We start from the raw sequence: 25,725 nt of genomic DNA, 5'->3' as shown, positions 1-25,725 counted from the left end.
CCGAACGATCCCGCTACGGCGGGATTTTTCACGTCTGTCACCTGCGCTGTGGCTGGACGCGATGGCGTCACCGTCCTATCACCTAGCTAAGATAAAGCGAGGCGACAGACGTGACACAGTCAGGCAACAGCGATTTGAACGGTTTGACCAAGGATCAGGCGCGCCGCGAATTTATGGCGTTGCAGGAGCAGTTGCGCGCCGCCGATCTTGCCTATCATCAGGCCGACGATCCCGAGATCAGCGATGCGGAATATGACGCTAAGAAACGCCGCTACCGCGCGCTGGCGGAGCAATTTCCCGATCTGGCTGAGATCGCAACCGAGCTGGAGACGGTTGGTGCGCCGGTAGCCTCCGGCTTTGGCAAGATCACCCATGCACAGCGGATGATGTCGCTGGGCAACGCCTTTGACGACGAGGACGTGCGCGATTTCGACAAAGGTCTGCGCAAATATCTTGGCCTCGGCGCCGAGGACCCGCTGGCCTATACGGCGGAGCCGAAGATCGACGGGCTGTCGCTGTCGCTGCGCTATGAAGCGGGCAGGCTGATCCATGCGGCCACCCGTGGCGACGGGGCGGTGGGGGAGAATGTCACCGAAAACGCCCTGACCATTGCCGATATTCCGCAGCGGATCGACGATGCTCCGGCGGTGCTTGAGGTGCGCGGCGAGGTCTACATGAGCCATGCGGATTTTACGGCGCTGAATGATCGGCACGCCGCACAGGGTGGCAAAACCTTCGCCAATCCGCGCAATGCGGCGGCGGGATCCCTGCGGCAGCTGAACGCTGAAATCACCCGGTCGCGGCCGCTGCGCTTTTTTGCCTACAGCTGGGGCGAGCTGTCGGAGCCGCTCGCCGATACGCAGTTTTCAGCGCTTGAACGCCTGAAGGGCATGGGCTTTCAGACCAACCCGTTGACCAAATATTGCAAGGGCACAACCGAGCTGATTGCGCATTATCGCCTGATCGAGGAACAGCGGGCGACGCTTGGCTACGATATCGACGGCGTGGTTTACAAAGTGGATGCGCTGGCCTTGCAGGACCGTCTCGGCTTCCGCTCAACCACCCCGCGATGGGCGATTGCGCATAAATTTCCGGCTGAACTGGCCTGGACGCGGCTGGAGGGCATCGACATTCAGGTTGGACGGACCGGCGCACTCAGCCCGGTGGCGCGGTTGCAGCCGGTGACGGTGGGCGGCGTTGTTGTCTCCAATGCGACGCTGCACAATGAGGATTATATCGCCGGGCTGGATTCCAAGGGCGAAGAGATCCGCGACGGCAAGGATATCCGGGTCGCCGACTGGGTTCAGGTCTACCGCGCCGGGGATGTGATCCCGAAGATTGCCGATGTGGATCTGTCCAAACGTCCCGAGAGCGCGGTTGCCTTCGCCTTTCCGACCGTTTGCCCGGAATGTGGCAGCCCGGCCGTGCGTGAGGAGGGCGACGCGGTGCGACGCTGTACCGGCGGCTTGATCTGTCCGGCACAAGCGGTTGAGAAGCTGAAGCATTTTGTCTCGCGCAAGGCTTTCGATATCGAAGGTCTGGGCGCCAAGCAGATCGAAGCCTTTTACAGTGACGCGGGTCTGGCGATCAAAACGCCGGCCGATATCTTTACCCTTCAGGCGCGGGATGCGCAGAATCTGGCCAAGTTGAAAAACCGCGATGGCTGGGGCGAGACCTCTGCCGCCAACCTCTTCGCCGCGATTGACGAGAAGCGCAACATCGCGCTGGCCCGGCTGATCTTTGGTCTTGGCATTCGCCACGTGGGCGAGGTCGGCGCGCGCGATCTGGCGCTCCATTATGCGGATTGGGACGCGATGGCGGCGGCTGTTGATCTGGCCCGCCCGGCCGCCCTGGCGCAGCGCGCAGCGGATGAGGCCGAGGAGGCCGAGCGGGTTGCAGCAGCCCAGCAGGGCCGTCGCGCCCGCATCAAGGAAGCGCGAGACCGGGCCATTGCGGCGCTGAACGTGCCTGCGGGGGCCACCGCGGCATGGGAGGATCTGATCGGGATTGACGGCATTGGCGCAACGCTGGGTCTGTCGCTTTCCGATGCTTTTGCCAATAGCGATGAGCGGGCGGCCTTCGACGCCTTGCGCGGCCATCTGTTGATCATTCCGCCCGAAGCTCCGAAGAACGACAGCCCGGTCACCGGCCTGACGGTGGTCTTTACCGGGACGCTGGAGAAAATGACCCGCGCCGAAGCTAAGGCACGCGCCGAAGCCCTGGGGGCGAAGGTGGCCGGCTCGGTGTCGAAAAAGACGGATATTCTGGTCGCAGGTCCCGGTGCGGGGTCAAAGGAGCAGAAGGCTCGCGATCTTGGTGTGCGGATCCTCGACGAAGACGGCTGGCTGGAGCTGATTGCGGGCGCATGAGCGGCAGACCAGAGATCCTCTTCCCGCTGTTTGCCGGGTTGGAAACGCTTCAGGGTATCGGCCCGAAGACGGCGCAGCATTTTGCGCAGATTGATATAGAAACGCCGCGTGACATGTTGTTTTCGCTGCCTTATTCGGTGGTGGATCGACGGCGGCGCGATAGTATTCGCGGGCTTGATTTTCCCACGGTTGCAACGGTTGAGGTGACCATCGGCGCGCATCGGCCGGCGCGGAACAAGGGGGGCGCCTACCGGATCCAGGTGAGCGACGCCGAGGAGGAATTCCAGCTGGTATTTTTCCACGGTCGCAGCCGCTATCTGGAGGCCCAGCTGCCGGAGGGGGCGCGCCGGGTGGTGTCGGGCAAACTGGAACTGTTTGATGGCATGGCGCAGATGGTGCACCCTGACCATATGCTGCCGCTGGCAGAGGCTGCCGAGATCCCCGATTTTGAGCCGGTCTATCACCTGACCCATGGTGTGTCGCAGAAAACCATGTTCAAGGCGGCGCAAAGCGCGCTATCGCGCTTGCCGGAGCTGGCCGAATGGGCAGATCCCTCGCAGATCACCAAGGAATCCTGGCCAAGCTGGCAGCAGGCGCTGCGCGCTGCGCATAACCCCGACGGGCCGGATGCGCTGGCAGCAGAGGCACCCGGTCGGACACGTCTTGCCTATGATGAGCTGTTTGCCCATCAGCTGACACTGGCGCTGGCGCGGCTGCGGGATCGGACGTTGCCGGGGCGCAGCAGCCTGGCCAGCGGGGCGTTGCAATCGCGGGTGCTTGCGGCCTTGCCCTATCGGCCGACCAATGCGCAGGCCCGCGCAATTGCGGAGATCACCGCCGATATGGCGGCTGGCGCGCGGATGAACCGTCTGTTGCAGGGCGATGTCGGCGCTGGCAAAACTCTTGTTGCTTTCATGGCTTTGCTGGTCGCAGTTGAAGCAGGCGGGCAGGGTGTCATGATGGCGCCGACCGAAATTCTGGCCCGTCAGCATCTGGAGGCGCTGCGCCCGCTGGCGGAAACCGCAGGCGTGGTTCTGGAACTCCTGACAGGCCGCGACAAGGGCCGGGAGCGGGCCGCAAAATGCGCGGCGCTGGCGCGGGGGGACATTCATATTCTGGTCGGCACCCATGCGGTGTTTCAGCCGGATGTGGTGTTTCGGGATCTGCGGTTGGCGATTGTCGACGAACAGCATCGGTTTGGCGTGCGCCAGCGCATGGAGCTGGCGGAAAAGGGCAAAGGCGCGGATGTGCTGGTGATGACCGCAACACCGATTCCGCGGTCGCTGGCGCTGACGCAATATGGCGATATGGAAGTTTCGGTACTGGATGAAAAACCGCCCGGTCGCAAACCGGTCAAGACTGCGGTTATCAGCACCGAGCGGATGCAGGAGGTGGTCAGCCATCTGCGCGGCGCCATCGAAGCCGGGCGGCAATGCTACTGGGTCTGTCCGCTGGTTGAGGAATCCGAGGTGATGGATCTGACCGCCGCCGAGGAGCGGTTCAAACATCTGCGGGCGACGCTGGGAGAGGGCGTGGTCGGGCTGGTTCACGGACAGATGCCCCCGGCGGAGAAAGACGCGGCGATGGCTGCCTTTCAGGCTGGAGAGACCAAGGTTCTGGTGGCCACAACGGTGATCGAGGTCGGAGTCAATGTGCCCAATGCGTCGATCATGGTGATCGAGCGGGCCGAGATATTCGGCCTTGCACAGCTGCACCAGCTGCGCGGCCGTGTCGGGCGCGGGGATGCGGCTTCGACCTGTCTCCTGCTCTATCAGGCGCCGCTCAGCAAGGGCGGCCAGAAACGGTTGGAGATCCTGCGCGAGACCGAGGATGGCTTTCGCATTGCCGAAACCGATCTTGAGATGCGCGGTGCGGGCGATGTCATCGGCACCGCACAATCGGGGCTGCCGCGATTCCGCATCGCCGATCTGGACCGTCAGGCCGGGTTGATGGCTGTTGCACAAAGCGACGCGCGGGCCCTGCTGGCCAGCGATCCCGATCTGTCCAGCCCGCGCGGACAGGCGGCGCGGGTTCTTCTGTGGCTGATGAAACAGGATCAGGCGATCCGTTTGATTTCTGTCGGTTAGCACGTCTTCCTGAGCTGAAACCTTCATCAGCGGCGGCCCTTATGATCGAGACGCTGCTTTGTGTTTTTGCGCCGTGTTCTCATGTGTTCGCAAATGTTCTCATAAAGTTCTTTACAGCCGCGTTTGAATATGAGAACAAATAGGCAACAACACGCCAGAGAGCGAGCGCAAGACAGACAGGAGGATGCACCATGATGACCCAAATCAAGACGACTGTTCAGAATGCCCAATCGACACTGTTGCAAGACGCCATTGGCGCGGCGGCACTGGTTGTGATGCTGGTCGCGGGGTTGCACCTGCCGGGTCTGCTGTGATGACGCCGGGCGACCAGCCTTGAGTTTTTGAGATTTCCTGATCGCACTCTTTATGCCGGACGGGGCCGCCTGTCCCAAGCCTGCCCGGTTTGCCTGCCGGTCTGGCCGACCTGCCTCAGGTCAACAGGCCCCGTTCGGGTCCCGCATGAGAGAGCATACTGCCGCCGCCACCTGTCAGGTGTGCGGCGGTTTTTTCATGTGGCCCGTTTGGAAGGGTTGTTCTGGCTGTCGTCACGGGCGCTGGTGAGGCAGGCATATCAATCGGCGGCTGAGATGGCGGCCTTGGATCATGACTGCGGATCTGCCTTGTTGGCGTGCGCGACTGATCCAACATGTTGAACTTGTAACGCTGGATCGGCAGGCGACCATCAGGCGCAGCTCTGTTCCTGATGGGTCTGCATAGCCTCATAGGTGGCATCGAGCGCCAGCATGATCGAGGCGTGGCGGTTCTTGAACTCTCGGGCGGGGATCAGGACTTCGAACCCGTCAAACGGCGCGTCCGGAACCGGGCCATCTTCGGTCAGCATGGCCTTCAGCTGCTGGCGGGCACGCTCAACCTCGGGCAGGGTGCGACCCAGGATGACCTCGCCGACAACCGCTGCCGAGGCCTGGCCAAGCGCACAGGCTTTGACGTCCTGACCGAATCCGACAATCGCGCCATCCTCGATCCGAAGATCGACGGTCACGGTCGAGCCGCACAGGGGCGAGCGTTTTTTCACCGTAACATCCGGGGCGTCGAGACGATCCAGATGCGGGATATCGGCGGCCAGGGCCAGGATCCGTGCGGAGTAGAGTTTTATCAGATCAGTCTCGCCGGACATCGGATACCTCGGGCTTTCCCTTACGTGCTGTTCCCAATACATAGGGAGCCAGTCTCCAGATGCAAAAGGTTTTTGCCATGTCGTTTGATCCTCTTAGCCTAAAGTACAATGAGGCCGGGTTGATCCCCTGCATCGCGCAGCAGGAGGGCAGCGGCGAGGTCCTGATGATGGCCTGGATGAATGCCGATGCGGTGAGACAGACGCTGGACAGTGGCCGGGTCACCTATTGGTCGCGGTCGCGGCAGGCATTCTGGATCAAGGGCGAAAGCTCGGGACATTTGCAGGAACTGGTCGATCTGCGCGTGGATTGCGATCGCGATTGCCTGCTGGCGGTGGTGCGTCAGACCGGGCCTGCCTGCCACACCAACCGGCGCAGCTGTTTTTATACTGCCCTTCGCGATGGCGAGGAGGTCGAGCTGATGGCGCCGATGGTCTGACAGCAACCGGCTGAAGGGGACGGCCCGGTGCGGGCCGTGCCTCCGGCGGGGATATTTCTAGCCAGAAGATGTCTGTTCGGGCACCGCAGCGCAGCCGACCATGGCGCGGATCTGCGACGGGCTGACGCCTTCGGCGCGGTATTTGGCGAGGGCACGGGCATCGTCGCGCTTGGCAAGTCGCTTGCCCTGATTGTCGCGCATCAGCCCGTGGTGGTGGTAGATGGGTGTCGGCAGGCCGAGCAGTGCCTGGAGCAGCACGTGGATCTGCGTAGCCTCGAATAGATCCTCTCCACGCACGACATGGGTGATCTGTTGATCGGCATCATCGACAACTACGGAGAGGTGGTAGGCGCTGCCCATGCCGCGGCGGACGAGGATAATATCGCCGACCGCGGTAAGCAGCTGATCGGGGTTCAGCCGGTGCCGGCCCTGATGGGATAGGCCGGTTTCCGAGAAGCTGCGCAGGCTGGCCGCATCCAGCGCTTTTGCCATGTTGAGCCGTATCACGTCCTGCGGTGCGGCGTCGGCCATTGCGCGGCTGCGGCAGCTGCCCGGATAGATGCGCCCGTCGGGGCCGAATTGCGGTACGCCTTCTTGCGGCGCGCCTGCGGCGGCCTCGATATCGGCGCGGTTGCAGCGGCAGGGATAGGTGAGCCCCATTGCCGCAAGCTGATCCAGCGCGGCGCGATAGCGTGGCAGCCGTTCGGACTGGCGCATCACCGGTTGCGGCCAGCGGAGGCCGAGCCAATGCAGGTCGTCATAGATCTGCGCCTCCCAGCTGGGCCGGGAGCGGGATTGGTCGATATCTTCGATGCGCAGCAGGAAAATGCCCTCCGCTGCCCGCGCCATATCATGTGCCAGAAGCGCCGAATAGGCGTGGCCGAGGTGCAGCGGTCCAGTTGGGGATGGCGCAAATCGGGTTGCGAATGTCACGCTTTCTCAATCACATAAACGGTGGACTTCAGGTTGATTCCGGGCAGGTGGTCACCGTGTTCCCGAAACAGCAGCCGTGCCGCCGAACAATCCAGCCATTCGTTGAGCTTGCCGGTATAGGCGGGATCCTCCAGTGCGTGATCATTGTAGGAAAAGGCAAAGAGGCCGCCGCGCGGCAGGGCGTGCAGGATGCTGTCGAAGACCGCAGGCGGAGCGGCACCGGTGCCCAGAACGCCGCAGCCGGTGATCAGACGATAAGCGCCCTTGGGGATCGGCTGGCGGTCGGCGGCGTCGATCTGCGTCAGTTGGCGGTAGGCGTCTTTGGCACGGGCTTGCTCCAGCATCCGGGCGGAGGGCTCCATCCCGTCGACGGTTTCAAACCCCTGGAGGCGCAGTGCCAGACCTGACAGGCCGGTGCCGCAGCCAAAATCCAGAACGGGTTCGCTCATATCCGATTGGAATTTCGCCAGCGCCAGGGCAATCCGTCCCGGCGTCGCGTAACCGTTCTCGGCGATTTCGGCATCGTAGGAAGCGGCCCATTGGTCGTAATGCGCCAGGGTCGCTTCCGGTGTTTCCAGGTCATAGGATTTGTCGAGGAACTTTTTGCTCATGACGACAGTTTATGCCTTCGCCGCCCGAAGCGTCTAGGAAAAGTTGCCAAGCCAGTCCTGCCACGCGGCTTTGGCCCGGTCGGTATAGGCCTTGTAGCGGTCCTTGCGGCCACGGCGGCCGCCTTTGAGACCATCGACCGGGCGGAACAGGCCGAAGTTCACATTCATCGGCTGGAAGGTCTTGGCCTCGGCGCCGCCGGTGATGTGATGGATCAGGGCGCCCATGGCGCTGTCCTGCGGCACTTCCGGCAGTTCCTGGCCCAGGATCTCGGCAGCGGCCATACGGCCGGCCAGCAGGCCCATGGCGGCGCTTTCCACGTAGCCTTCGACCCCGGTGATCTGGCCGGCAAACCGCAGGTGCGGTTTTGATTTCAGCCGCATCTGCGCGTCGAGCAGGGTGGGGGAGTTCAGGAATGTGTTGCGGTGGATGCCGCCGAGGCGGGCAAAGCTGGCGTTTTCCAGCCCCGGAATCATCCGCAGCACTTCTGTCTGGGCGCCGTATTTCATCTTGGTCTGGAAGCCGACGATGTTGAACAGCGTTCCCAGCGCATTGTCGCGCCGCAGCTGGACCACCGCGTGCGCCTTGACCTCCGGCTGGTGCGGGTTGGTCAGCCCCACCGGTTTCATCGGGCCATGGCGCAGGGTTTCACGGCCGCGTTCGGCCATCACCTCGATCGGCAGGCAGCCATCAAAATAGCCTGCGGTCTCACCCTCGTGGAATTCGGTCTTGTCGGCGGCCAGCAGCGCGTCGATGAACGCTTCGTACTGATCCTTGTCCATCGGACAGTTGAGATAGGCGGTGCGCTCTTCTTCGGTCTCACCCTTGTCGTAGCGCGACTGCATCCAGGCCTGCGACATGTCGATGCTGTCGGCGTAGATGATCGGGGCGATGGCGTCGAAGAAGGCCAGCGCCTCGGCGCCGGTCTCACGTTGAATGGCCTTGCCGAGTTCAGGCGAAGTCAGCGGGCCGGTGGCAAAGATCCAGTGGCCATCGGCGGGCAGCTCGGTGATTTCCTCATAGGAAACGGTGACATTCGGCAGCGCCTTCAGCCGCGCGGTGACGGTTTCGGCAAAGGGCTCGCGGTCCACCGCCAGTGCGCCGCCGGCGGGCAGGCGGTGTTGTTCGGCGGTGGACATGATCAGCCCGTTAGCTGCGCGCATCTCCCAATGCAGGAGGCCCACGGCGTTCTGCTCGTCATCGTCTGAGCGGAAAGAGTTGGAGCAGACCATCTCGCCCAGATTGCCGGTCTGATGGGCAAAGGTTTCCACCTTTGGGCGCATTTCGTGGATCACCACCTCTACGCCCATATGTGCGGCCTGCCATGCGGCCTCTGAGCCGGCCATGCCGCCGCCCACGATATGCAATGTTTTTGTCATGCCCGCCACATAGGGCAGCTGGGGCCGTCACGCAATATTGCGCGGTGCGGCTTGTGCAGATCGGCACGAAAAACTGGTGCTTTTGGGCCAAGCGAGCCTGTTGCAAGCAGTGGAAATGTCGACTGGTCTGAGCGGGAGGGGTATTGGGGTCGCTGAGGAACTGTCTGGCCGGGGGAGAGACCCGGTGGAGGGACGGTCCGCATCAGCGACCCTAATTGTGCTGGGGTTTGTGACCATGTCTCACCAACCCTGCCCAATCTTTGCCATGATCTTGCCTTGTTTGAAAGACCTGACATGGAAACAATAAATCACCAATCGTAAACAAAGACTAAAATTTTCTATGTCTTTTAGATTTTTTGAGCAGATCAGCGATTTTTCCAGTCCGGGTCGCGTTTTTCCAGAAAGGCATCAATACCTTCGACGGTATCCCGCAGCATCAGGTTTTCGACCATGACGGCGCCGGTGTGGGCATAGGCATCGGCCGTGGGCAGCTGAAGCTGGTCATAAAACGCGCGTTTGCCGATCTTGACGGCGGCGCCGAGTTTGCTTGCCACGGTTTGGGCGAGGGCATTTGTGGTCTCGGTCAGATCCTCAGCTGCGGCGATGCGGTTGATCAGCCCCAGCTCCTCGGCGCGGGTGGCGTCAATGAAATCGCCGGTGGTCAGCATTTCAAAGGCATGTTTGCGCGAGATATTCCGGGTCAGCGCCACCATGGGAGTGGAGCAGAACAGGCCGATATTGACGCCATTGACGCCAAAGCGTGTGCCCTCGGCGGCGACGGCCATATCGCAGGAGGCCACCAGCTGGCAGCCGGCTGCGGTGGCAATACCGTGGACTTGTGCGATTACCGGCTGCGGGATCTGTTGCAGGCCCAGCATCACCTCGGTGCAGCGGGCAAAGAGATCGGCGAAATAGGCCTGTCCGCCATCCTCGGCCTGCCGCCCGGCTGTCATTTCACGCAGATCATGGCCCGCGCAGAACGCCTTGCCCCGTCCGGCGAGGATGACGACGCGGGTTTCGTCGTCGTCGCGCAGGCTGTCGATCTGCCCCTGAAGTGCGGCCAGCATCCCGTCCGACAGCGCATTCAGCCGCTCGGGCGCGTTGAGATGGAGCGTGGCGATGCCGTTGCTGTCGTGACGTTCCAAAATTGTCATCTTGTGTCCCTCCCCGGATTAAGGCCAACGTTAGAACATGTTGCACTTAGGGGGGAACCGGTATTGCGCCGCCACCCCATGCGACATCGGCTCGCAGGGAACCGGCAACAGTGAGGGAGAGAGACAGCATGGGCTTGGCGTTTGATGCCGCAGGGTTGGGAGCTTATCTGCATGAGGTGTTTGCAGAGGTGGCCAATGATTTTGTGATTGACCGGCTGGATGAGGACGGGATCACGATGCGGCTTCTGGTGGATGAGCGTCACCTGCGCCCCGGTGGGACCGTTTCAGGACCGTCGATGTTTGGTCTGGCCGATGTCACCATCTATGCGCTGGTTCTGTCGCGGCTGGGGCGCAAGGCGCTGGCGGTGACCACCAATGCCTCGTTCGACTTCATGCGCAAACCGGCAGGCGGCACGCCCCTGATTGCCGAAGGCAAGCTGCTGAAACTGGGACGCCAGCTGGCGGTGGGCGATGTGCTGTTATTCTCCGAAGGGGATCCGCGTCCGGTGGCCCGCTCCACCATGACCTATGCCATCCCGCCAGAGCGATAGGCGTCAGAGCGCGGTGGCCAGCGGCTGGCCAACTTTCACCAGGGTTTCGCGGCCCCTGGCGCTATTGGTGACCAGATCGTCACTGAACTGCACGCGGCCCGGTTCGAACACCACCACAACGGTGGAGCCTCCGAATTTGAAATAGCCCTTTTCGTCCATCTTCTGCACCGCGCCCGAGGTGCGGGTGTTGACGATGGAGCCAACGCCAAAGGCGCCGACCTCGACAAAGGCGTAGCTGCCAATGGTGTCTGTGTCGATCAGGGTCCAGCTGCGTTTGTTCTCGCCAAAGACATCCGGACCTGCGCCAAGCGCGATGGGGTTCACCGAATGCAGCGCGCCCGGAATATCCTGCGCGGCGGTGATGCGACCGGCGGCCGGGAAGTGGTAGCGGTGGTAATCCGCAGGACAGAGCCGGACGATGGCCAACGCGCCACCAACAAAGCGGTCAGAAATACCGGGCAGCATGGTCCGCACCGACATCGGATGCCCCTTTACGGGGACAAAGACATCCTCCGCCAGCTCGGGAAAGACCAGCACCCGACCATCGGCGGGGCTGACGATTTCGCTGGGATCGTCGCTGTAGGGGCGTGCCTCCGGCCTCAGGTGGCGGGCAAAGAAGGCGTTGAAAGTTGCATAGTTTTCCGTCGGTTCCGTCGCCTCGCTCATGTCGATGGCAAGATCGTCGACCACGGTCTGGATCTTCCCTCTGGAGAGGGACGAATCAAACCATGCTCCCATCAGGCGGCTGATCAGGGCGGAGCGGAACAACAGTTTTTCCACCGGTTTTGCGCTGGCGTTCTGATAGGCCCAGCGGATCCATTTTTCACCCAGAACGACCTCTTCAAAGGTGTCTCCGGTGTCGCGGTCAACAACTAGGATAGGGTCGCGCTGCATGGGGCCTGCCAGATTTTGTTTCGCTCCCGCCGCGCCTAGCAAGAAGCAGCAGTCACGCCAAGGGGCCAAGGGGGATTAAGGACCATCGCCACTCGGTCGTGTTCTTTAGTCAATCTTATCGTGCAGCCAGTGAATTTGCGTTTTGGCTGCGGCAATCGCAGCTTTTGCGTCTGCGAACACCTGTCCGCCGTAGTGGCCGATGCTGTACCAGCCGCGCCCGTCCTCGGGGTCGCGCCGGAACTCGTCAAAGCCATAACTTCCGTCCGGCCGCTGGAAAATATCTGTGCAGATCAGCTCACCGTCCAGGTTGACCGATTTGATGACCTTATTGATATGAGCCATATGTACCTCTCTTGCGAACAGTGTCTGCCGGGCAGGGCACGGGCTGCAAGCGCAAAGTCAGCGCAACGAAAAAGGGGGCCGAAGCCCCCAGATGCCTGCCCCTTACGGGAACAGCTTTTTCACATAGTTCGGCAAGGCGAATGCGGCCTTGTGAACCTCCGGGTTGTAATAGCCGGTGTCGATCCCCGCGGCGGCAAAACGTGCCTCCAGATCCGCAAGGCTCACGCTGCGCGCCTTGTCCGAATGGCTGCCCCAGCCAAACGCCATCGGGCCACCCGCATAGGTCGGCACGGTGGCCAGATAGCAGGAGGCATCCGCAAACAGCGCCTGAAACGCCCGCAGGGTGCCGGTCAGCTCATCGCCCTGCATGAAGGGCACGCCATTCTGCGTCACGATGATGCCATCCTCAGTCAGCGAACGGGCTGCGTGGCCATAGAAAGTATCGGTGAACAGCACCTCGCCGGGGCCGATCGGGTCGGTGGAATCGACGATGATCACATCGAATTTCTCGGTGTTCTCTTTCATGAAGAGCGCACCATCGTTGATCACCAGATTGAGGCGGGCATCATCAAAGGCGCCATCGCTCAGCATCGGCAGGTATTCTTTGGAGAATTCCACCACACCGCCGTCGATTTCAACCATGGTGACATGCTCGACCGATGGGTGGCGCAGCGCTTCGCGCGCCATGCCGCCATCGCCGCCACCGATGATCAGCACCCGTTTTGCATTGCCATGGGCCAGAATCGGCACGTGGGTCAGCATCTCGTGGTAGATGAAGTTATCGCCTTCGGTGGTCTGCACCACGTCGTCCAGCGTCAGAACGCGGCCAAACTGGCCGTTCTGAAACACCTTCAGACGCTGGTGCTCGGTATTGCTGTCATAGAGCATCTCATCGACGCGCAAACGCTGGGCGTAATGGGCGTGCAGGCCTTCGGTGATCCAGGTGTGATCACTCATGCCGCCACTTCCTTGGTCAGGATGCCCTTTGCCAGGAACTCCTCGCCGCGCAGCAGTTCACGCACCGCAACCGTCGGCGTGTCGAAGGCTTCTTTCAGCACGTCAACCGCTTTCCAGGGCTCGGCATCGCCGCACATGAAGACGTCAAAGGCGCCATAGCCGATCTCGGGCCAGGTGTGGACGGAGATATGGCTTTCGGCCAGAACGGCCACGCCGGAGACGCCTTGCGGCGAGAATTTATGCGTATGGATGTGCAGCAGCGTCGCGCCGCAGACCTCGACACATTTGCGGAAGGCGTTCTGAATGCGGGTTTCGCAATCCAGACCGCTGCCGTTCATGACCTCGATAATGAGATGGGTTCCGGCAAATACCTTTCCATCCCGACGGATGAAATGGTCTTCGCGATCCGAATCCACAAGTGAGTTTACGATCGCAGTGGTTGCACTGCGGGCGGTATCTTCCTCTTGGGCGCCTGTCTCCAGACCGATCCCCAGTTGGAAGAGGTTGGCGTCCGTCATGACACTCCCCTTCGTTCCAGTAGATGACAATCCAGCCGGCCCTTAGCGCCCCCCCGGATAAGAGTCCGGGGTTGGGATCGGTACCGAAAGTGAGGGGGCATCTATTGTGGGGGCGGGATTCGATCAAGGGGTTTTTTGTAAAATGAACACCATCGTGCCATAAAAAAGACCGGGGCAAGCCCCGGTCATCAGGTGGTTCCGTTGCCCGGGGATCATGGGCGCCAGAACGGAAGAGTCCCTTGATACTCGGCGTCCTCGCGGGTCAGCCCAACATCTTTGAGCAGTTCCGGCGGCAGTTGACGCAATGCCTGTCGCGTGCGCTGACGCACGGTCCATTTGGTGACCAGAACCGCAAAGGAGACCGCGATCTCAGCCAGCACCGGCAGGGTGGGGCGGCTGGAAAGATAGATCATGTCGGGCGAAGAGGGTGTTGCGTTCTGTGTCATGGTAGTTTCCTATTGTATTGATACAATCCTGTGTTTATATCACAATCAATGGGTACAATTAGCGCGACGTCTTGTCCAAGAAAGGATTGTAATGGGTACAATTTGGCCAAACGAGCTGCCGGCTGATCTTTCCGGGCGATCCGGGCCGAAATATCAACGGGTGGCTGATACCATCCGGGCGGCGGTTGAAGATGGCACACTTTGTATCGGTACAAAGCTGCCGCCGGTGCGGGAGCTGGCCTATCAGCTGAAGATCACCCCCGGCACGGTGGCGCGGGCCTATTCGCTCCTGACCGATGACGGGCTGTTGCAGGCGGAGGTCGGGCGCGGGACTTTTGTTGCGGAACCGGAAACCAAAGTGCTGGATGATGTCTGGTCGCGGCAGCTGCATCTGCTGGAGGCCAGTAATCCTGGCCACGTCAGCCTGTTCAGTCCCCGCCTCGCGGATGTTGGTCAGGTTGCGGCATTGCGCGAGGCGATGGTGAAAGTGTCCCAGGGCGATCCGCTGCAATTCCTGAACTACCCCACACGCGATGCCTATGAACCGGTACGCGAGGTGGTTGCCGATTGGCTCTCGGATGAGCTGCTGGGCAATGTGCATCAGAATGACGTCGTGCTGACCCACGGCGGGCAGAACGGCATCCTGACGGTGCTGCAAACCGTGCTTGAGGGGCCGCAGCCGACGATTCTGGTCGAAGATCTCTCATATGCTGGGTTTCGGCGCGCCGCAGAGCTGGCACGCGCCCGCGTTGTGGGGGTGGCGATGGATGACAAGGGCATCCTGCCGGATTCACTGGAACTCGCCATTCGCAAGACAGGCGCCACCGTTCTATGCACCAGCCCGGAGGTGCATAATCCGACCGGGCTTTATACGCCGCTGGAGCGTCGCAAGGAGATTGTCGAGATCGCCCGGCGTCACGAGGTCCAGATCATAGAAGATGACTGCTACCGGATGGGGGAGGCGCGTGCGCCAAGCTACCGCGTGCTTGCTCCTGAGCTGGGTTGGCATGTCACCTCATTTTCCAAAACGATAACACCGGCGCTGCGCGTGGGGTTCGCACTCGCCCCCAAGGGGCGTGGCGCCGATCTGCGGCGCACGGCGGAATACAGTTATTTCGGAATCGCACAGCCACTGGCGGAGCTGACCCGTATCCTGCTGTCCGACCCTCGCACGCCGCAGCTGGTGCGCGATGTCCGCAAGGAGATGGCCAAATACGTCCGCATTGCCGTCAACGCTCTGGGCAGTTTTGAACTTGTCTGGTCGGACAGCGTGCCCTTCCTGTGGTTAAGGCTGCCATCGGGCTGGCGTTCGGCCGCGTTCACCCGCGCGGCAGAGGCGCAGGGGGTTCAGATCCGCTCGGCTGATGAATTCGCGCTGCGCGACGGCCGCGCCCCAAATGCGGTGCGGATCGCGGTGAACGGCCACGTCACGCCCAAACGGTTTGAGGAGGCAATGCTGCGGCTGCGCGCACTGCTTGACAACCCACCGGAGCAAATCAGCGTCTGAACTGCTGCCCGGCTCGAGGCGGGCTGTTTGGCAAAGGAAAAGGGGACCTGAACACTCAGGCCCCCCTTATATGTAAGCGGTGATCGACCGGGGTGCTTATTCGACCAGGATCGACACGCCCGAGGTGTGGTTCCCGATAAAAGACCAGTTGTCGCGACCAGCAGCGATGCCAGCGGTGATGGCAGCGGCCAGAAGACCTGCTGCCGAGGCCCCGCCAACCACTGTGCCGTTCAGCTCAGGTTTAAGCGTGGTCTGGCCGGACTGTTGGCCCGCGTCGCATTGCACATAGGCCGGGGTCGGACGGCGTTTGAGCACCGGAACGTTGACGAGAGCCGGGGTGATGAATGTCGCCTTGAATTCGGCGCTTTCGACGGTGCACCGGGCGCCTACAACTTCGCGCATGTTGGCGCTGCTGGGCTGACCGCCTGTCGCCTTCATCTTTTCCTTGTCCAGCACGACATGCGTGCGGAAGGTCAGCTCTTTGTAGCCCTGAACGCGCGGCGCTGTTGAGCCTTGATTCTTGAGCGCGACCGTTACCGGGGGGGCGGTGACTTCGGCGTTTTGCATGCAGGCACCAAGGGCCAGCGGCAGGGCGCCAACCAGAGCAAGTTTTCGAAACATGTAGTAGGATCCTATAATTTGTCTTTCCGGTGCAGCTTTAGCGTGTGAAACACCGGCTGAAAAGGCGCCCAGACCTGTTCCGCGACGACAGATGCGGTCAGGATCGGGGCAGGAGCGTATCCGAGGGTGCTCAAATATGGGGTATTGTAATACCTATTTTGTAAGGTGCTGTTTTTAAACGCTTTAATCTGATTTCAGGGTGTTGACCTATGCGCAGGCCTGCCGTAAACCCCGTCCATCGAATTCGGGCGCGCCGTTTTGGGGGTGCCCTTCACGTCAAACAGGATTGACCTGCTATGAAAACCTTCTCTGCTACACCGGCAGACATCGAGAAGAAGTGGATCATCATCGACGCCGAAGGCGTGGTGCTGGGCCGTCTTGCCTCGATCGTCGCCATGCGCCTGCGTGGTAAGCACAAGCCGTCCTTCACTCCTCACATGGATATGGGCGACAATGTCATCGTGATCAACGCTGACAAGATCCAGATGACCGGCAAGAAGCGCGAAGAGCACTTCTACTGGCACACCGGCCACCCCGGTGGTATCAAATCCCGCACCAAACAGGAAATCCTGGACGGTGCCCACCCCGAGCGCGTTGTCTATCAGGCCGTCAAGCGGATGCTGCCCGGCAACCGTCTGTCGCGTCAGCAGATGACCAACCTGCGCATCTATGCAAGTGCCGAGCACCCGCATGAAGCCCAGTCCCCCGAGGTTCTGGATGTCAAATCCATGAACAAGAAAAACACCCGGAGCTGAGACCGATGGCTGATCAGATCAACACTCTCGAAGAGCTCGGCGCCGTTGCAGGCGTAGAAACCGTAGCCGAAGAAACCATCGTGCGCGAACCCGTTCGCGACGAGCTGGGCCGTGCCTATGCCACCGGTAAGCGGAAAGACGCGGTTGCCCGCGTCTGGATCAAGCCGGGTTCCGGCAAGGTCTCCGTCAACGGTAAAGAGCTGAACGCATATTTTGCACGCCCCGTGCTGCAGATGATCCTGCGCCAGCCGTTCCAGGTTGCCGGTGTCGAAGGCGAATTCGACGTCTACGCAACCGTCAAGGGCGGTGGCCTCTCCGGTCAGGCCGGCGCGGTCAAGCACGGCATCTCCAAAGCACTGCAGCTGTACGATCCGTCGCTGCGTGGCGCGTTGAAAGCCGCAGGCTTCCTGACCCGCGACAGCCGTGTTGTCGAGCGTAAGAAATTCGGCCGCCGCAAAGCGCGTCGTTCGTTCCAGTTCTCCAAGCGTTAATCGCTGGATCACATGGATTTGGAAAAGGCCGCAGAGCAATCTGCGGCCTTTTCTTTGTGTGGATTGTTCGAATGCTGCCTGAGCCTGCGCAGCGGTCAGTCTTAGCTGTCCGGTTCGATCAGGCCCAGCCCGCGCAGGTAGATGCCGATGCCGCTCTCCAGCAGATCCTCGGGCGGGAAGGGGGAGGCCGCACCGGGAGAGTTCCGGGCATAGAGCTCCACCACGCCATGGCTCATCGCCAGAACATGCGCCGAGAACATCGAGGCGGGCGGGCGTTTTTCGGCCGGGATATGTTTGCTCAGATCTGCGGCGGCGCGTTCCAGAATGGCGCGGGCGCGGTTGGCGGCCTCGGCCAGCTCAGGCGTACGGTTGACGGAGATCCCGCTTTCGAACATCGCGATGTAATGGCCTGGATGTTTGCGTGCAAAGGCGAGATAGGCCCGGCCCGTCGCTTCAAACGCCGCCAGGGCCGAAGGTTGATATTTGTCATAGGCGTGCTGCATCAGATCGGCAAACATCACATAGCCCTGACGGCCTGCCTCGGCGATCAGATCCTCGCGCCCGTTGAAGTGACGATAGACCGCGGCCGGGGTGACGCCGGCCTGTTTGGCCGCCTCCGACAGGGTAAAGCCGGTGGGGCCCTTGGCCTCGATCAGCTTCAGTGCGGCTTCGACCAGCGCCTGGCGCAGGTTGCCGTGGTGATACCCCCGCTTAGGCATCCCAGAGATCCGGTCCGCCACTGATGGAATCATCCAGATCGCCAAGCGCTTTGGCGTCCTTGTTGGTGTAATCGACGGAGTGCAGCACCCGGCGAATGGCGGCCAGCCGGGCCCGGCGCTTGTCGTCGGAGCGCACGATGGTCCAGGGGGCGTGCTCGGTGTGACTACGTGTCAGCGTATCCGTAATGGCGGTGGAGTATTCCTGCCAGAGGCTCAGCCCTTTGACGTCGATCGGGCTGAGTTTCCACTGCTTCAGCGGATCGGTCTCGCGCGAGAGGAACCGCCGCAGCTGTTCGGCGCGTCCGACGTTGAGCCAGATCTTGAACAGCTGAATCCCGTCCTCGACCAGCGCCTCCTCAAAGCCGTTGACCTGATCAAAGAACCGTTCGCGCTGACCGTCGGTGCAAAAGCCGAAGACCGGCTCGACCACGCCGCGATTGTACCAGCTGCGATCAAAGAAGACGATCTCACCTGCGGCGGGCAGATGGGTGATATAGCGCTGGAAATACCACTGGGTCTGTTCCCGCTCGCTGGGTTTTGACAGCGCCACGATCCGCGCCCCGCGCGGGTTCAGGTTTTCGCGAAACCGTTTGATGGTGCCGCCCTTGCCAGCGGCGTCGCGCCCTTCAAAGAGAATGGCGACACGTGCCCCGGTCTCACGCACCCAGGACTGCATCTTGACCAGTTCGATCTGAAGCCGCGCCATCTCTTTCTCATAGCGCTTGCGGCTCATCCGCGTGTCATAGGGAAAGCCCGGATCCAGCAGGTCATCCTTCTGCGAAGCTTTGATCGCGGCGCGGATTTCCTCTGGGGCCTTGGTCTCGTAGAACGCGCTGATTGCGCCGTCAAAGGGCAGGGGCATAGAAAATTCCTTCTGTCTTCTGTCCCTTATATGGGGCTTTGCGGCGAAATGTGAATCGTTTTAACGCAAATTCCGTGCCGTAGCTGCCCGCGCCGCCGCCCGGTCTACTGCCGCCACAACCGCATCGGTGGCCACCTGATGTGGCATATGGCCGACGCCATCCAGCACCGTGAGGTTCAGCGAGGAGACATCGCGCTCCAGCTGGCGCGCGTGCAGATCCAGCCCCACCGTGGTGTCGGCGCTGCCATGAACCGCCTCAATGGGCAGGCTGAGATCGCCGTAGCGGGGGGCCATCGCTCTGATTTCGGCCAGAAGGTCGGCCCGCTGGCGGGCATTGGCCCGCAGCGCGGAGCGGCGCAGGGTCAGCCCCGGGCCGAAATGTTCGAAATACCCCGCTGGCACGGCCTGCGGCGCAAAGACCTCAGTCAGGGTGTCGCGAATGGTGCTTTCGGGCACATAGGCGGTCAGAAGCGGCACCGCCAGCCGCTGGCCCAGCGGCGAGGAAGTGACCTTGTAAAAGGTGCTGAGCGGCGTCCGCCAAGGATGGGAGACCGCGCCGACAGTGACCAGCGCCGAGAGGCTGTCGGGCGCATCCAGCGCCCAGGCGAGGGCGACACCGCCGCCATAGCTCTGGCCCAGCACGATGGGATGCTCCGCACCCAGAGCGGCAACCGCTTGGCGAATGATGGCGGCCTGCTTGCTGAGGGACGCCTGCGCGCCACCGGTGGGATCGCTATAGCCCAGCCCGGGGCGATCCACGATGATCACCCGGAAGCGGCTGCTGAGGGCCGGGGCCAGCCGGAAGGTCATATCGCGGATGTGCCCGCTGGCGCCGTGGATCAACACCAGATCCGGCGCTGCCGCATCCGCAGGCAGCCCGTCGGGCCGGGGTGTCGGCTGCCCCAGATCAAGCAGGTGCAGCTGCTGGCCATCAACCGTGACAAAGCTGCCGAGCGGCGGATAGGCGGCGATGGCGTCCGCCTCGCGAGCCTTGGCCCGCCACAGCGTCCCGCCAGCTGCAAGCGCCAGAATTAGACCGGCTGTCAGCACGCGCTTAACGCCCAATCTGCGCCATATCAAACGGGGTGGACTGGTAGATGTCATTGATCCAGTTGCCATAAAGAAGATGCGCGTGGCTGCGCCAGCGGTTCTGCGGTTTGCGGCTGGGATCGTCGTCCGGGTAGTAGTTCATCGGAATATTGATCGGCGTGCCGCTGGCGATATCGCGATCATATTCCTGCTTCAGCGTATCGCTGTCGTACTCGAAATGGTTGAAGATATAGAGCGCACGGTGGCTGGGATCCTCGATGAGGCAGGGGCCGGCATCGGGGCTGCCCAGCAGGCTGCGCAGGCCGGGTCGGGCATCAATTTCGGATTGGCGGATTTCGGTCCAGCGCGACACGGGAATGACGCAGTCATCGGAAAACCCCCGCAGATAGGGGGATGCGGGATCAAGGTTCTGATGCCGGAAACAGCCAAAGACCTTGTGATCCAAGAGGTGTTTCTTCACCCCGTGGAAATAGTTGATCATCGCCATGCCGCCCCAGCAGACACCAAAGGTGGAATGCACATTGGTCTGGGTCCAGTCAAAGACCTCACACAGCTCATCCCAATAGGTGACATCCTCGAACTCGAGATGTTCGATCGGCGCGCCGGTGATGATCAGACCGTCAAAACGCTCGTCCTTGATCTCCTGGAACGGCCGGTAGAACTCCGCCATATGCTCTGCGGCGGTGTTGCGGGTCTGATGTTCGGTCATGCGGATCAGGGACAGCTCGATCTGCAAAGGTGTGGCGCCGATAAGCCGGGCAAACTGGTTCTCGGTCTGGATCTTCTTCGGCATCAGGTTGAGCAGGCCGATGCGCAGCGGACGGATATCCTGACGGGCCGCCTGATCCGGCGACATGACCATCACGCCTTCGTTCGTGAGAACGTCATAGGCGGGCAGGTCAGAAGGGATCTTGATCGGCATGTCGTGTCCTTTGGTCTATGCTCCGCCCGTTCTGGACGGAGTCTTGGCGCTGTGATGTAGAAGGCCTAGCCGCGCGCCTCAAGAGCGCCCGCAATCACATCTGTGAAATCGGCCTCGTTGCGGATGCCCGAAATCTGATCCGCCGTGACCGTCACGCCCCAGTTCTTAGCCATGGCGGCATAGCGGGGCTGGCGATGGGCCAGCGCCTGGGCATAGGTCCAGCGGATGAAGCTGTCAGGGTCCACCTCGTTTTCAGATAGGTGGTTTTCCTTTAGATACTCTTGCCAGACGCGGGCGAGGAAAGCCGGTTCATAGGCCATGGGCTTGGGGGCGCGATCAAACCGGCGGATCAGCTCCTGGGTATGGGCGTCGTCCCCCTTGATCCAGACCATCAGCGTGTGTTTAGCAAGCTCGCTCAGCAGCGGATCGCTTGGATCATTGGCATCGACCCATTCGCAGATGCTGCCGCCGGTGTCGCAGATGAAATTCGGATAGTCATAGAGCCGCTCGGCCCGGTCGATGAAATAACCGGTATCGCGCAGCGCGTTCAGTTCCGCGCTGCGAAACTGGTCCTGGCGGCGGGTATATTCCGCCATTGCCAGCCCGCCCTTGGCCGGATTGCCGGGCTTGCCCAGATAGGAGGCAACGGGTGTCAGGTTTTCAAAGCTGATATTGGAGCCGATATAGATCGAATCCGACAGCAGCAGATCGCGTAGAAACGGCACTTTCATCGCCTCTGCCTTGGCGTTGTCGGCGATATATTCGCCCATGTATCGGGTGCCGATCCGATAATCGATCGAGTAGTGGAACCAGCTGCCCGCGCCGCGCAGAATATTGCTGATATAGGTCTTGCCCAGTCCGGACATGCCAAAGAACAAAACCCGCTTATGCGCCGCATTGCGCCAATCTTCGGCAGACGAATAGAGCATGTGAAATCCGGTCCCTTCTGGTTCCTTGCCTTGCTAATCGCCCCGGGCCTGCGGGTCAATCGGCAGCGCTGGAGGACCTGGGCGCGGCGGCTGGCGATGGACCACGCAAAACCCCCGCACCATAGGATGCGGGGGAGAACTGGTCCTGTACCTGTCTTTGTTCCAGCGCTGCCTGTGGCGCACGCAGGTCTACGTCAGGATCAGAAGTAGTAGCCGAACTTCACGCCAACGCTGACCGCCTTGTTGCCGCTGAAGGAGGCGCGGGCGACATCCGGCGTTCCGGTCTCAGCAAAGGCATCGCCAAGGTCGGTATAGCGCACGCCGCCCGAGATCTTGAACTGATCCTTGGTGTATTGCAGCCCGACTGAGATGCTCTTGTAGCCATTGGTCGGGGCCAGCGGCGACACCAGATTGTCGCTGTCTTCGGCTTCATAGCCGAGGCTGATCGAGCCGACCAGATTTTCGTTGAACCGGCGCGCGACACCCAGCGTGTAGGACACCGAGTCAGACAGGTCGATCAGATCGACATTGGCAGTGCCGGGGCGCAGTTTGACGACACTATGCTCGGCCCAGCGAATACCGGCCAGCAGGAGCGTGTCCTTAGCAATACCGGTCTGGAAATCAACGTTAAGCGACTGAGGAGTCTTGGTTGTCGTCGATCCGTTGAAGGTCGTGCCCGGGACATCCGGCAGACTTTCGGTGGTGGCGAAGGTATGCTCGATCTCAGATTGATAAGTCACAGCCAGGCGCAGGGCGATGTCGGGACGCTCATAGGCACCACCAACCAGCCAGCCAACCGCGCCATCACGCGCTACTCTGACGTTATAACCGTCGAGATCATTGCCGGGTGTCAAGGGGCTGTTATAGGCAAGCCCTTTCAGGGTGATGTCGCCCTTGATCTGCTGGTAACGAATACCACCGTGCACGCTGAAATTCTCGTTGAACTTGTAGCGAACGATCCCGGTGATTGCTTCTGAATCGGCAATCGCTGTGGTTCCGCCAAGCAGGAAAGAGCCGGGTGTGATCGGGTTGGCATCTGCGCTCGGATACCTGACGTCCGACCCCCACGGCTGGTCAAAAATCATCGAGAACGATACGCGGTCGTTCAGGTCGTATTTGATGCCACCGGAAATCTGGTTGAAGCTCAGTGCGACATTGCCGCTCGGGGTTCCGGCAGGGTTGAGCGTCCGCACGTCCGTGCCGGTTACATCCGGGTTGGTGTGCGAGAACGAGAGCTCTGCGTAGTTCCCTTTTTCAAAGATGATCCCAACGGGCTGGCCGGTGCGGTCAAGACCGCCTGCCATAGCTGCGCCGGAAGCCAGCGCCAGCGCTGCTGACGTTGCAAGATAGCGTTTCATTGTTCCTCCCTGTCCAGACTTGGGCGCCTGGTTTTACATTGCGAAACGCTAGCAAGGGGGATTTTTTCGGTCAATGTTGACGCAAAGGCAATCAACGGCAAGAAAATCAGGCAGAATGACCGTGTCGGCGGGGCGCGCGGAAACGTCCGGCGGCATCCAGAATATTGATGTAGTTTGCGCAGAAAATCACCGCAGCCCCGATCAGTACCCAGAGGTTAAGCGCTTCACCGTAAATCAACATTCCGGCCACGGCGATGGTGGGCAGTCGGGCGAAATCAATCGGAACCACAACGGTGGCCGGGGCAATGGAGAGCGCCTTGGTCATGCAGAAATGCGCGGCAAGCCCGGCGCAGCCGATAATCAGCAGCCAAAGTGCCGTTGCGGCATTTGGGAGAGTGATCTGCCCGTCCCACCCCGATATCACCAGCCCCATGCCGAGTTGCAGCAGTGTGAGCCAGAGCAGAATGGAGCTGATGGGCTCGTGCCGGGTCAGCCTTTTGGTGAAGAGGATGGTCAGCGCAAAGAAGATGGCTGAGGCCGCTGCCGCAAAAACGCCAAGGCTCAGCGTCTCCGGGCTGGGGCGGGCCACGATCAAAATGCCGACAAAGCCTAGCGCGGCGGCCAATACGCGGGGCTTCGTCAGCCGCTCGCCCAGCAGCAGCGGTGACAGCAGCAGCACCCAGAGCGGCGAGGTGAACTCCAGCGCAAAAACCTGTGCAAGCGGGATCAGCGTTACCGCAAGGAACCACAGGTTCTGTCCGGTGAAATGGGCGGCATTGCGGATCAGATGCAGGCCCAGCCGATCGCGCCGCACCTGGCCCCAGCTGCCGGTGGCGGTCAGACAGATGACAACAATAACCATCCCGACGGCGCTGCGATAGGTCATGATCTCAAAGGTGTCGAGGCTCAACCCGGCTTCGCGGCCAGCGATGGCCATCGAGGAAAACGAGACAATCGCCCCGACCATCCAGAGCGCAGCCGTGCCTATTCTTAACTCACCCTGCGCCATGGCCGCCCCTTTGCCCGTTGGTCACGAAGAAGGGCTAATTTAGCAGGCGGGTCAAGTCATCTCTGCGCGGCTGCGGTCGCGGGGCCGGGCCGCGCAGAACAGGCGTCTATTCGGCGGCAACCGTCTGCTTGAGCATTGCCGCGTGGGGCAGTGAGGGGAGGTCCAGCCGGTTCCCGCGCTCGATATACTCCTTCGCTATGGTGTCGGCATCAAACCCCAACCGTGACAGCAGCGTCTCGATTTCCTCAACCAGCGCATTGGTCGTGGCGCTGCCTTGTGGCGACGCATTGACCTTCTGCGGCAGGATCGGTCCTGCGGTGTGGCCCAGCTCTTGCAGCAGGTTTCGAGCGCCATCCGGCGTCGTGGCCTGCTCCAGCGTGGTTTCGATAAAGTGGAGGTGGTCGCCGTAGAGCTGTTTGTAATAGGCGTAGCGCACTTCCATCTCCAGCGCATACCAGATCGCCATGCCGATTTCGCCCATTTGCTCGAACGGCGCGGGGTCGAGGATCTTGTGATTGTAGGTCGGATGCAGGTACCATTGCCAAGGTATTGTAATATTGCAAAAATCATTACGGTTCACATAGCTTGCGATTTGTTTGCCAAGGTTGCGGCGCAGGATGATCACGCGGGTTCGCGGCGCTAAACCGTGTTCCACCAGCGCCTCAATCAACCCGCATTTGCCCAATGTATGGTTGCTTTCCGCATAGGGGGCTTGCAGGTTGCCCAGTTTGCCCTCCCAGAAGTCGCAGACATTCGCGTTCATCCCGTAGGTATTGAACCCACGCATGTGTCCGATACCGGGCATACGAATGCCATAGTCATTCGCGCCAAGCGGCTCATGCACCGACGGGATATTCAGGTTCTCACCCAGAAATTTCGCAAGCCATGCGGTGCCCGTACGTCCGGCTGAGAGGGTGAAGATGAATTCAGGCTTTAAGCGTTGTTGAGCGTTTTCTGACACCTGCGTGGCAAGCGTTGGGACTGCGGCAGCCAGTGCCGGGCGGGTGTAGCCGAACCGGGAAATTTCGCCGACGGCCTCGACCTCGATCACGTCCGCCGCTTCCGGGTGGGCTGTGAAGAGCCTGGTCGCATCAGCGCCAGTTTTCGCAGGCATCGGCGCCTTGGCGTTCAGGTTCGAAAACCGCTCCCAAAGCCCGTCGATATCGAGCGCATTTATATCCTCCTCAAGATGCTCATAGCGCAGCACGACATCTGCGGAATTCGAACCATCCAGTGGTGCAATACGGCGGTTTTCGCTCAACAGGCTGCGGTAGCGTCGGACAAAGATATCGAGCGGAACATCTCTCTGATCCATCGCCTCGTTGTAGTAGCGGGAAACCATGGCATCGTAGGGATCGCGCCGGATCGTTACTTTGGTATAGGTCTCCCAGATATCCTGAGGAACTGCGGCGCGGATCTGTCCGGCGGTCATGTGATCGAAGAAAACCTGCGTGCCCCCGTTTCCATCCGGCCAAGTCTGGGTCTGATGGTTCTGAGGGCCGGGATAGCCCAACGCCCTCCGCCTCTCTTCATCCTTTGGGCTGATTGGTGTGATGATGCTGCTTTCATCACAATAGCTGGACAGTGCGATTTCAAACGAGGTTCCAGCAACCTTCTTGGTCTTAATGAAAATCAGTTTGAGCGGATGGCAGATAATCATTCCAGAGATTCTCCCAATAGAACTTCACTGA

27 protein-coding genes are annotated in these 25,725 nt (G+C 61.1%); 8 read left to right on the top strand and 19 right to left on the bottom strand.

What is annotated here, in order from left to right; all coding sequences use genetic code 11:
- Positions 1-173: 173 nt before the first annotated feature.
- The 3 genes from ligA to VWZ87_RS06565 all read left to right on the top strand — a co-directional run bounded on the left by ligA (position 174) and on the right by VWZ87_RS06565 (position 4,770).
- Positions 174-2,369 carry an NAD-dependent DNA ligase LigA gene (ligA, locus tag VWZ87_RS06575; protein ID WP_416536303.1) on the top strand — a complete coding sequence of 732 codons (2,196 nt, stop codon included), beginning with the start codon at positions 174-176 and terminating at the stop codon, positions 2,367-2,369.
- Positions 2,366-4,456, top strand: a complete 2,091-nt coding sequence (gene recG, locus VWZ87_RS06570; protein WP_416536025.1) for an ATP-dependent DNA helicase RecG — start codon at positions 2,366-2,368, stop codon at positions 4,454-4,456. Before ligA ends, recG begins: the two co-directional genes overlap by 4 nt.
- A 191-nt stretch (positions 4,457-4,647) precedes the next feature.
- Positions 4,648-4,770, top strand: a complete 123-nt coding sequence (locus VWZ87_RS06565; protein ID WP_024097384.1) for a hypothetical protein — start codon at positions 4,648-4,650, stop codon at positions 4,768-4,770.
- Positions 4,771-5,138: 368 nt separating this feature from the next.
- Here VWZ87_RS06565 and VWZ87_RS06560 read toward each other — a convergent pair whose 3' ends face one another.
- Complete coding sequence (locus VWZ87_RS06560; RefSeq protein ID WP_340545456.1) at positions 5,139-5,591, bottom strand: iron-sulfur cluster assembly scaffold protein; 453 nt, start codon at positions 5,589-5,591, stop codon at positions 5,139-5,141.
- Between the two features lie 59 nt (positions 5,592-5,650).
- Between VWZ87_RS06560 and hisI the strand changes: the two genes are divergently transcribed.
- A complete protein-coding gene (hisI, locus tag VWZ87_RS06555; RefSeq protein ID WP_416536023.1) occupies positions 5,651-6,028 on the top strand; it encodes a phosphoribosyl-AMP cyclohydrolase in 378 nt (125 codons plus the stop codon).
- 57 nt (positions 6,029-6,085) lie between these two features.
- Here hisI and gluQRS read toward each other — a convergent pair whose 3' ends face one another.
- The 4 genes from gluQRS to VWZ87_RS06535 form a co-directional block, all read right to left on the bottom strand.
- Complete coding sequence (gene gluQRS / locus VWZ87_RS06550) at positions 6,086-6,961, bottom strand: tRNA glutamyl-Q(34) synthetase GluQRS (RefSeq protein ID WP_416536021.1); 876 nt, start codon at positions 6,959-6,961, stop codon at positions 6,086-6,088.
- The gene (locus tag VWZ87_RS06545) at positions 6,958-7,572 is read right to left on the bottom strand and encodes a class I SAM-dependent DNA methyltransferase (RefSeq protein ID WP_416536019.1); all 615 of its coding nucleotides are present in this window, start codon (positions 7,570-7,572) and stop codon (positions 6,958-6,960) included. The genes gluQRS and VWZ87_RS06545 overlap by 4 nt, the downstream gene beginning before the upstream one ends.
- A 33-nt stretch (positions 7,573-7,605) precedes the next feature.
- Complete coding sequence (gene trmFO / locus VWZ87_RS06540; RefSeq protein WP_416536016.1) at positions 7,606-8,949, bottom strand: methylenetetrahydrofolate--tRNA-(uracil(54)-C(5))-methyltransferase (FADH(2)-oxidizing) TrmFO; 1,344 nt, start codon at positions 8,947-8,949, stop codon at positions 7,606-7,608.
- Positions 8,950-9,314: 365 nt separating this feature from the next.
- Positions 9,315-10,103 carry an enoyl-CoA hydratase gene (locus VWZ87_RS06535; protein WP_340545461.1) on the bottom strand — a complete coding sequence of 263 codons (789 nt, stop codon included), beginning with the start codon at positions 10,101-10,103 and terminating at the stop codon, positions 9,315-9,317.
- Positions 10,104-10,231: 128 nt separating this feature from the next.
- Here VWZ87_RS06535 and VWZ87_RS06530 point away from each other — a divergent pair, with 128 nt between their 5' ends.
- Positions 10,232-10,654 (top strand): PaaI family thioesterase, encoded by a 423-nt coding sequence (locus tag VWZ87_RS06530; protein ID WP_340545462.1) that lies wholly within the window; start codon positions 10,232-10,234, stop codon positions 10,652-10,654.
- Between the two features lie 3 nt (positions 10,655-10,657).
- On the opposite strand, the gene asd is transcribed toward VWZ87_RS06530, so the two are convergent.
- The 5 genes from asd to VWZ87_RS06505 all read right to left on the bottom strand — a co-directional run bounded on the left by asd (position 10,658) and on the right by VWZ87_RS06505 (position 13,811).
- Positions 10,658-11,548 carry an archaetidylserine decarboxylase gene (gene asd, locus VWZ87_RS06525; RefSeq protein WP_340545463.1) on the bottom strand — a complete coding sequence of 297 codons (891 nt, stop codon included), beginning with the start codon at positions 11,546-11,548 and terminating at the stop codon, positions 10,658-10,660.
- Positions 11,549-11,653: 105 nt separating this feature from the next.
- Positions 11,654-11,890, bottom strand: a complete 237-nt coding sequence (locus VWZ87_RS06520; RefSeq protein WP_260090384.1) for a hypothetical protein — start codon at positions 11,888-11,890, stop codon at positions 11,654-11,656.
- 102 nt (positions 11,891-11,992) lie between these two features.
- Positions 11,993-12,847, bottom strand: coding sequence for a polyamine aminopropyltransferase (gene speE / locus VWZ87_RS06515; RefSeq protein WP_416536014.1), 855 nt, complete (start codon positions 12,845-12,847; stop codon positions 11,993-11,995).
- On the bottom strand, positions 12,844-13,365 hold the full coding sequence (gene speD, locus VWZ87_RS06510) for an adenosylmethionine decarboxylase (RefSeq protein WP_340545465.1): 522 nt from the start codon (positions 13,363-13,365) through the stop codon (positions 12,844-12,846). The genes speE and speD overlap by 4 nt, the downstream gene beginning before the upstream one ends.
- Positions 13,366-13,577: 212 nt before the next feature.
- Positions 13,578-13,811 (bottom strand): DUF1127 domain-containing protein, encoded by a 234-nt coding sequence (locus VWZ87_RS06505; RefSeq protein WP_340545466.1) that lies wholly within the window; start codon positions 13,809-13,811, stop codon positions 13,578-13,580.
- 91 nt (positions 13,812-13,902) lie between these two features.
- Between VWZ87_RS06505 and VWZ87_RS06500 the strand changes: the two genes are divergently transcribed.
- A complete protein-coding gene (locus VWZ87_RS06500; RefSeq protein WP_416536012.1) occupies positions 13,903-15,318 on the top strand; it encodes a PLP-dependent aminotransferase family protein in 1,416 nt (471 codons plus the stop codon).
- A 96-nt stretch (positions 15,319-15,414) separates the two neighbouring features.
- Here the strand turns inward: VWZ87_RS06500 and VWZ87_RS06495 are convergent, their stop codons facing one another.
- Positions 15,415-15,939 carry a hypothetical protein gene (locus tag VWZ87_RS06495; RefSeq protein ID WP_340545468.1) on the bottom strand — a complete coding sequence of 175 codons (525 nt, stop codon included), beginning with the start codon at positions 15,937-15,939 and terminating at the stop codon, positions 15,415-15,417.
- 296 nt (positions 15,940-16,235) lie between these two features.
- On the opposite strand from VWZ87_RS06495, the gene rplM reads away from it, so the two are divergent.
- Together rplM and rpsI are read left to right on the top strand one after the other, a co-directional pair.
- Positions 16,236-16,694 (top strand): 50S ribosomal protein L13, encoded by a 459-nt coding sequence (gene rplM, locus VWZ87_RS06490; RefSeq protein WP_260101830.1) that lies wholly within the window; start codon positions 16,236-16,238, stop codon positions 16,692-16,694.
- Between the two features lie 5 nt (positions 16,695-16,699).
- The gene (gene rpsI, locus VWZ87_RS06485) at positions 16,700-17,185 is read left to right on the top strand and encodes a 30S ribosomal protein S9 (RefSeq protein WP_416536010.1); all 486 of its coding nucleotides are present in this window, start codon (positions 16,700-16,702) and stop codon (positions 17,183-17,185) included.
- Between the two features lie 101 nt (positions 17,186-17,286).
- Here the strand turns inward: rpsI and VWZ87_RS06480 are convergent, their stop codons facing one another.
- From VWZ87_RS06480 to VWZ87_RS06445, 8 genes are all read right to left on the bottom strand, one after another.
- Positions 17,287-17,904 carry a TetR/AcrR family transcriptional regulator gene (locus VWZ87_RS06480; RefSeq protein ID WP_340545469.1) on the bottom strand — a complete coding sequence of 206 codons (618 nt, stop codon included), beginning with the start codon at positions 17,902-17,904 and terminating at the stop codon, positions 17,287-17,289.
- Positions 17,897-18,766, bottom strand: a complete 870-nt coding sequence (gene ppk2, locus VWZ87_RS06475) for a polyphosphate kinase 2 (RefSeq protein ID WP_416536008.1) — start codon at positions 18,764-18,766, stop codon at positions 17,897-17,899. The genes VWZ87_RS06480 and ppk2 overlap by 8 nt, the downstream gene beginning before the upstream one ends.
- A gap of 60 nt (positions 18,767-18,826) precedes the next feature.
- Positions 18,827-19,831, bottom strand: coding sequence for an alpha/beta fold hydrolase (locus VWZ87_RS06470; RefSeq protein WP_416536006.1), 1,005 nt, complete (start codon positions 19,829-19,831; stop codon positions 18,827-18,829).
- The gene (metA, locus tag VWZ87_RS06465) at positions 19,821-20,738 is read right to left on the bottom strand and encodes a homoserine O-acetyltransferase MetA (protein WP_340545472.1); all 918 of its coding nucleotides are present in this window, start codon (positions 20,736-20,738) and stop codon (positions 19,821-19,823) included. Before metA ends, VWZ87_RS06470 begins: the two co-directional genes overlap by 11 nt.
- Positions 20,739-20,803: 65 nt before the next feature.
- Positions 20,804-21,667: an ATPase gene (locus VWZ87_RS06460; protein WP_416536004.1), complete on the bottom strand. Its 864-nt coding sequence runs from the start codon at positions 21,665-21,667 to the stop codon at positions 20,804-20,806.
- 200 nt (positions 21,668-21,867) lie between these two features.
- Positions 21,868-23,025: an OmpP1/FadL family transporter gene (locus tag VWZ87_RS06455; protein WP_416536002.1), complete on the bottom strand. Its 1,158-nt coding sequence runs from the start codon at positions 23,023-23,025 to the stop codon at positions 21,868-21,870.
- Between the two features lie 106 nt (positions 23,026-23,131).
- Positions 23,132-24,034 carry a DMT family transporter gene (locus tag VWZ87_RS06450; protein ID WP_416536000.1) on the bottom strand — a complete coding sequence of 301 codons (903 nt, stop codon included), beginning with the start codon at positions 24,032-24,034 and terminating at the stop codon, positions 23,132-23,134.
- A gap of 106 nt (positions 24,035-24,140) precedes the next feature.
- Positions 24,141-25,466: a hypothetical protein gene (locus VWZ87_RS06445; protein ID WP_416535998.1), complete on the bottom strand. Its 1,326-nt coding sequence runs from the start codon at positions 25,464-25,466 to the stop codon at positions 24,141-24,143.
- Positions 25,467-25,725 lie beyond the last annotated feature (259 nt).

Origin of the sequence: Phaeobacter sp. JH20_37 (assembly GCF_048056015.1) — a bacterium.
GTDB lineage: Bacteria > Pseudomonadota > Alphaproteobacteria > Rhodobacterales > Rhodobacteraceae > Phaeobacter > Phaeobacter bryozoorum.
Note: the sequence above shows the minus strand (reverse complement) of the source record. Positions and strands in the feature narration are given on the sequence as shown.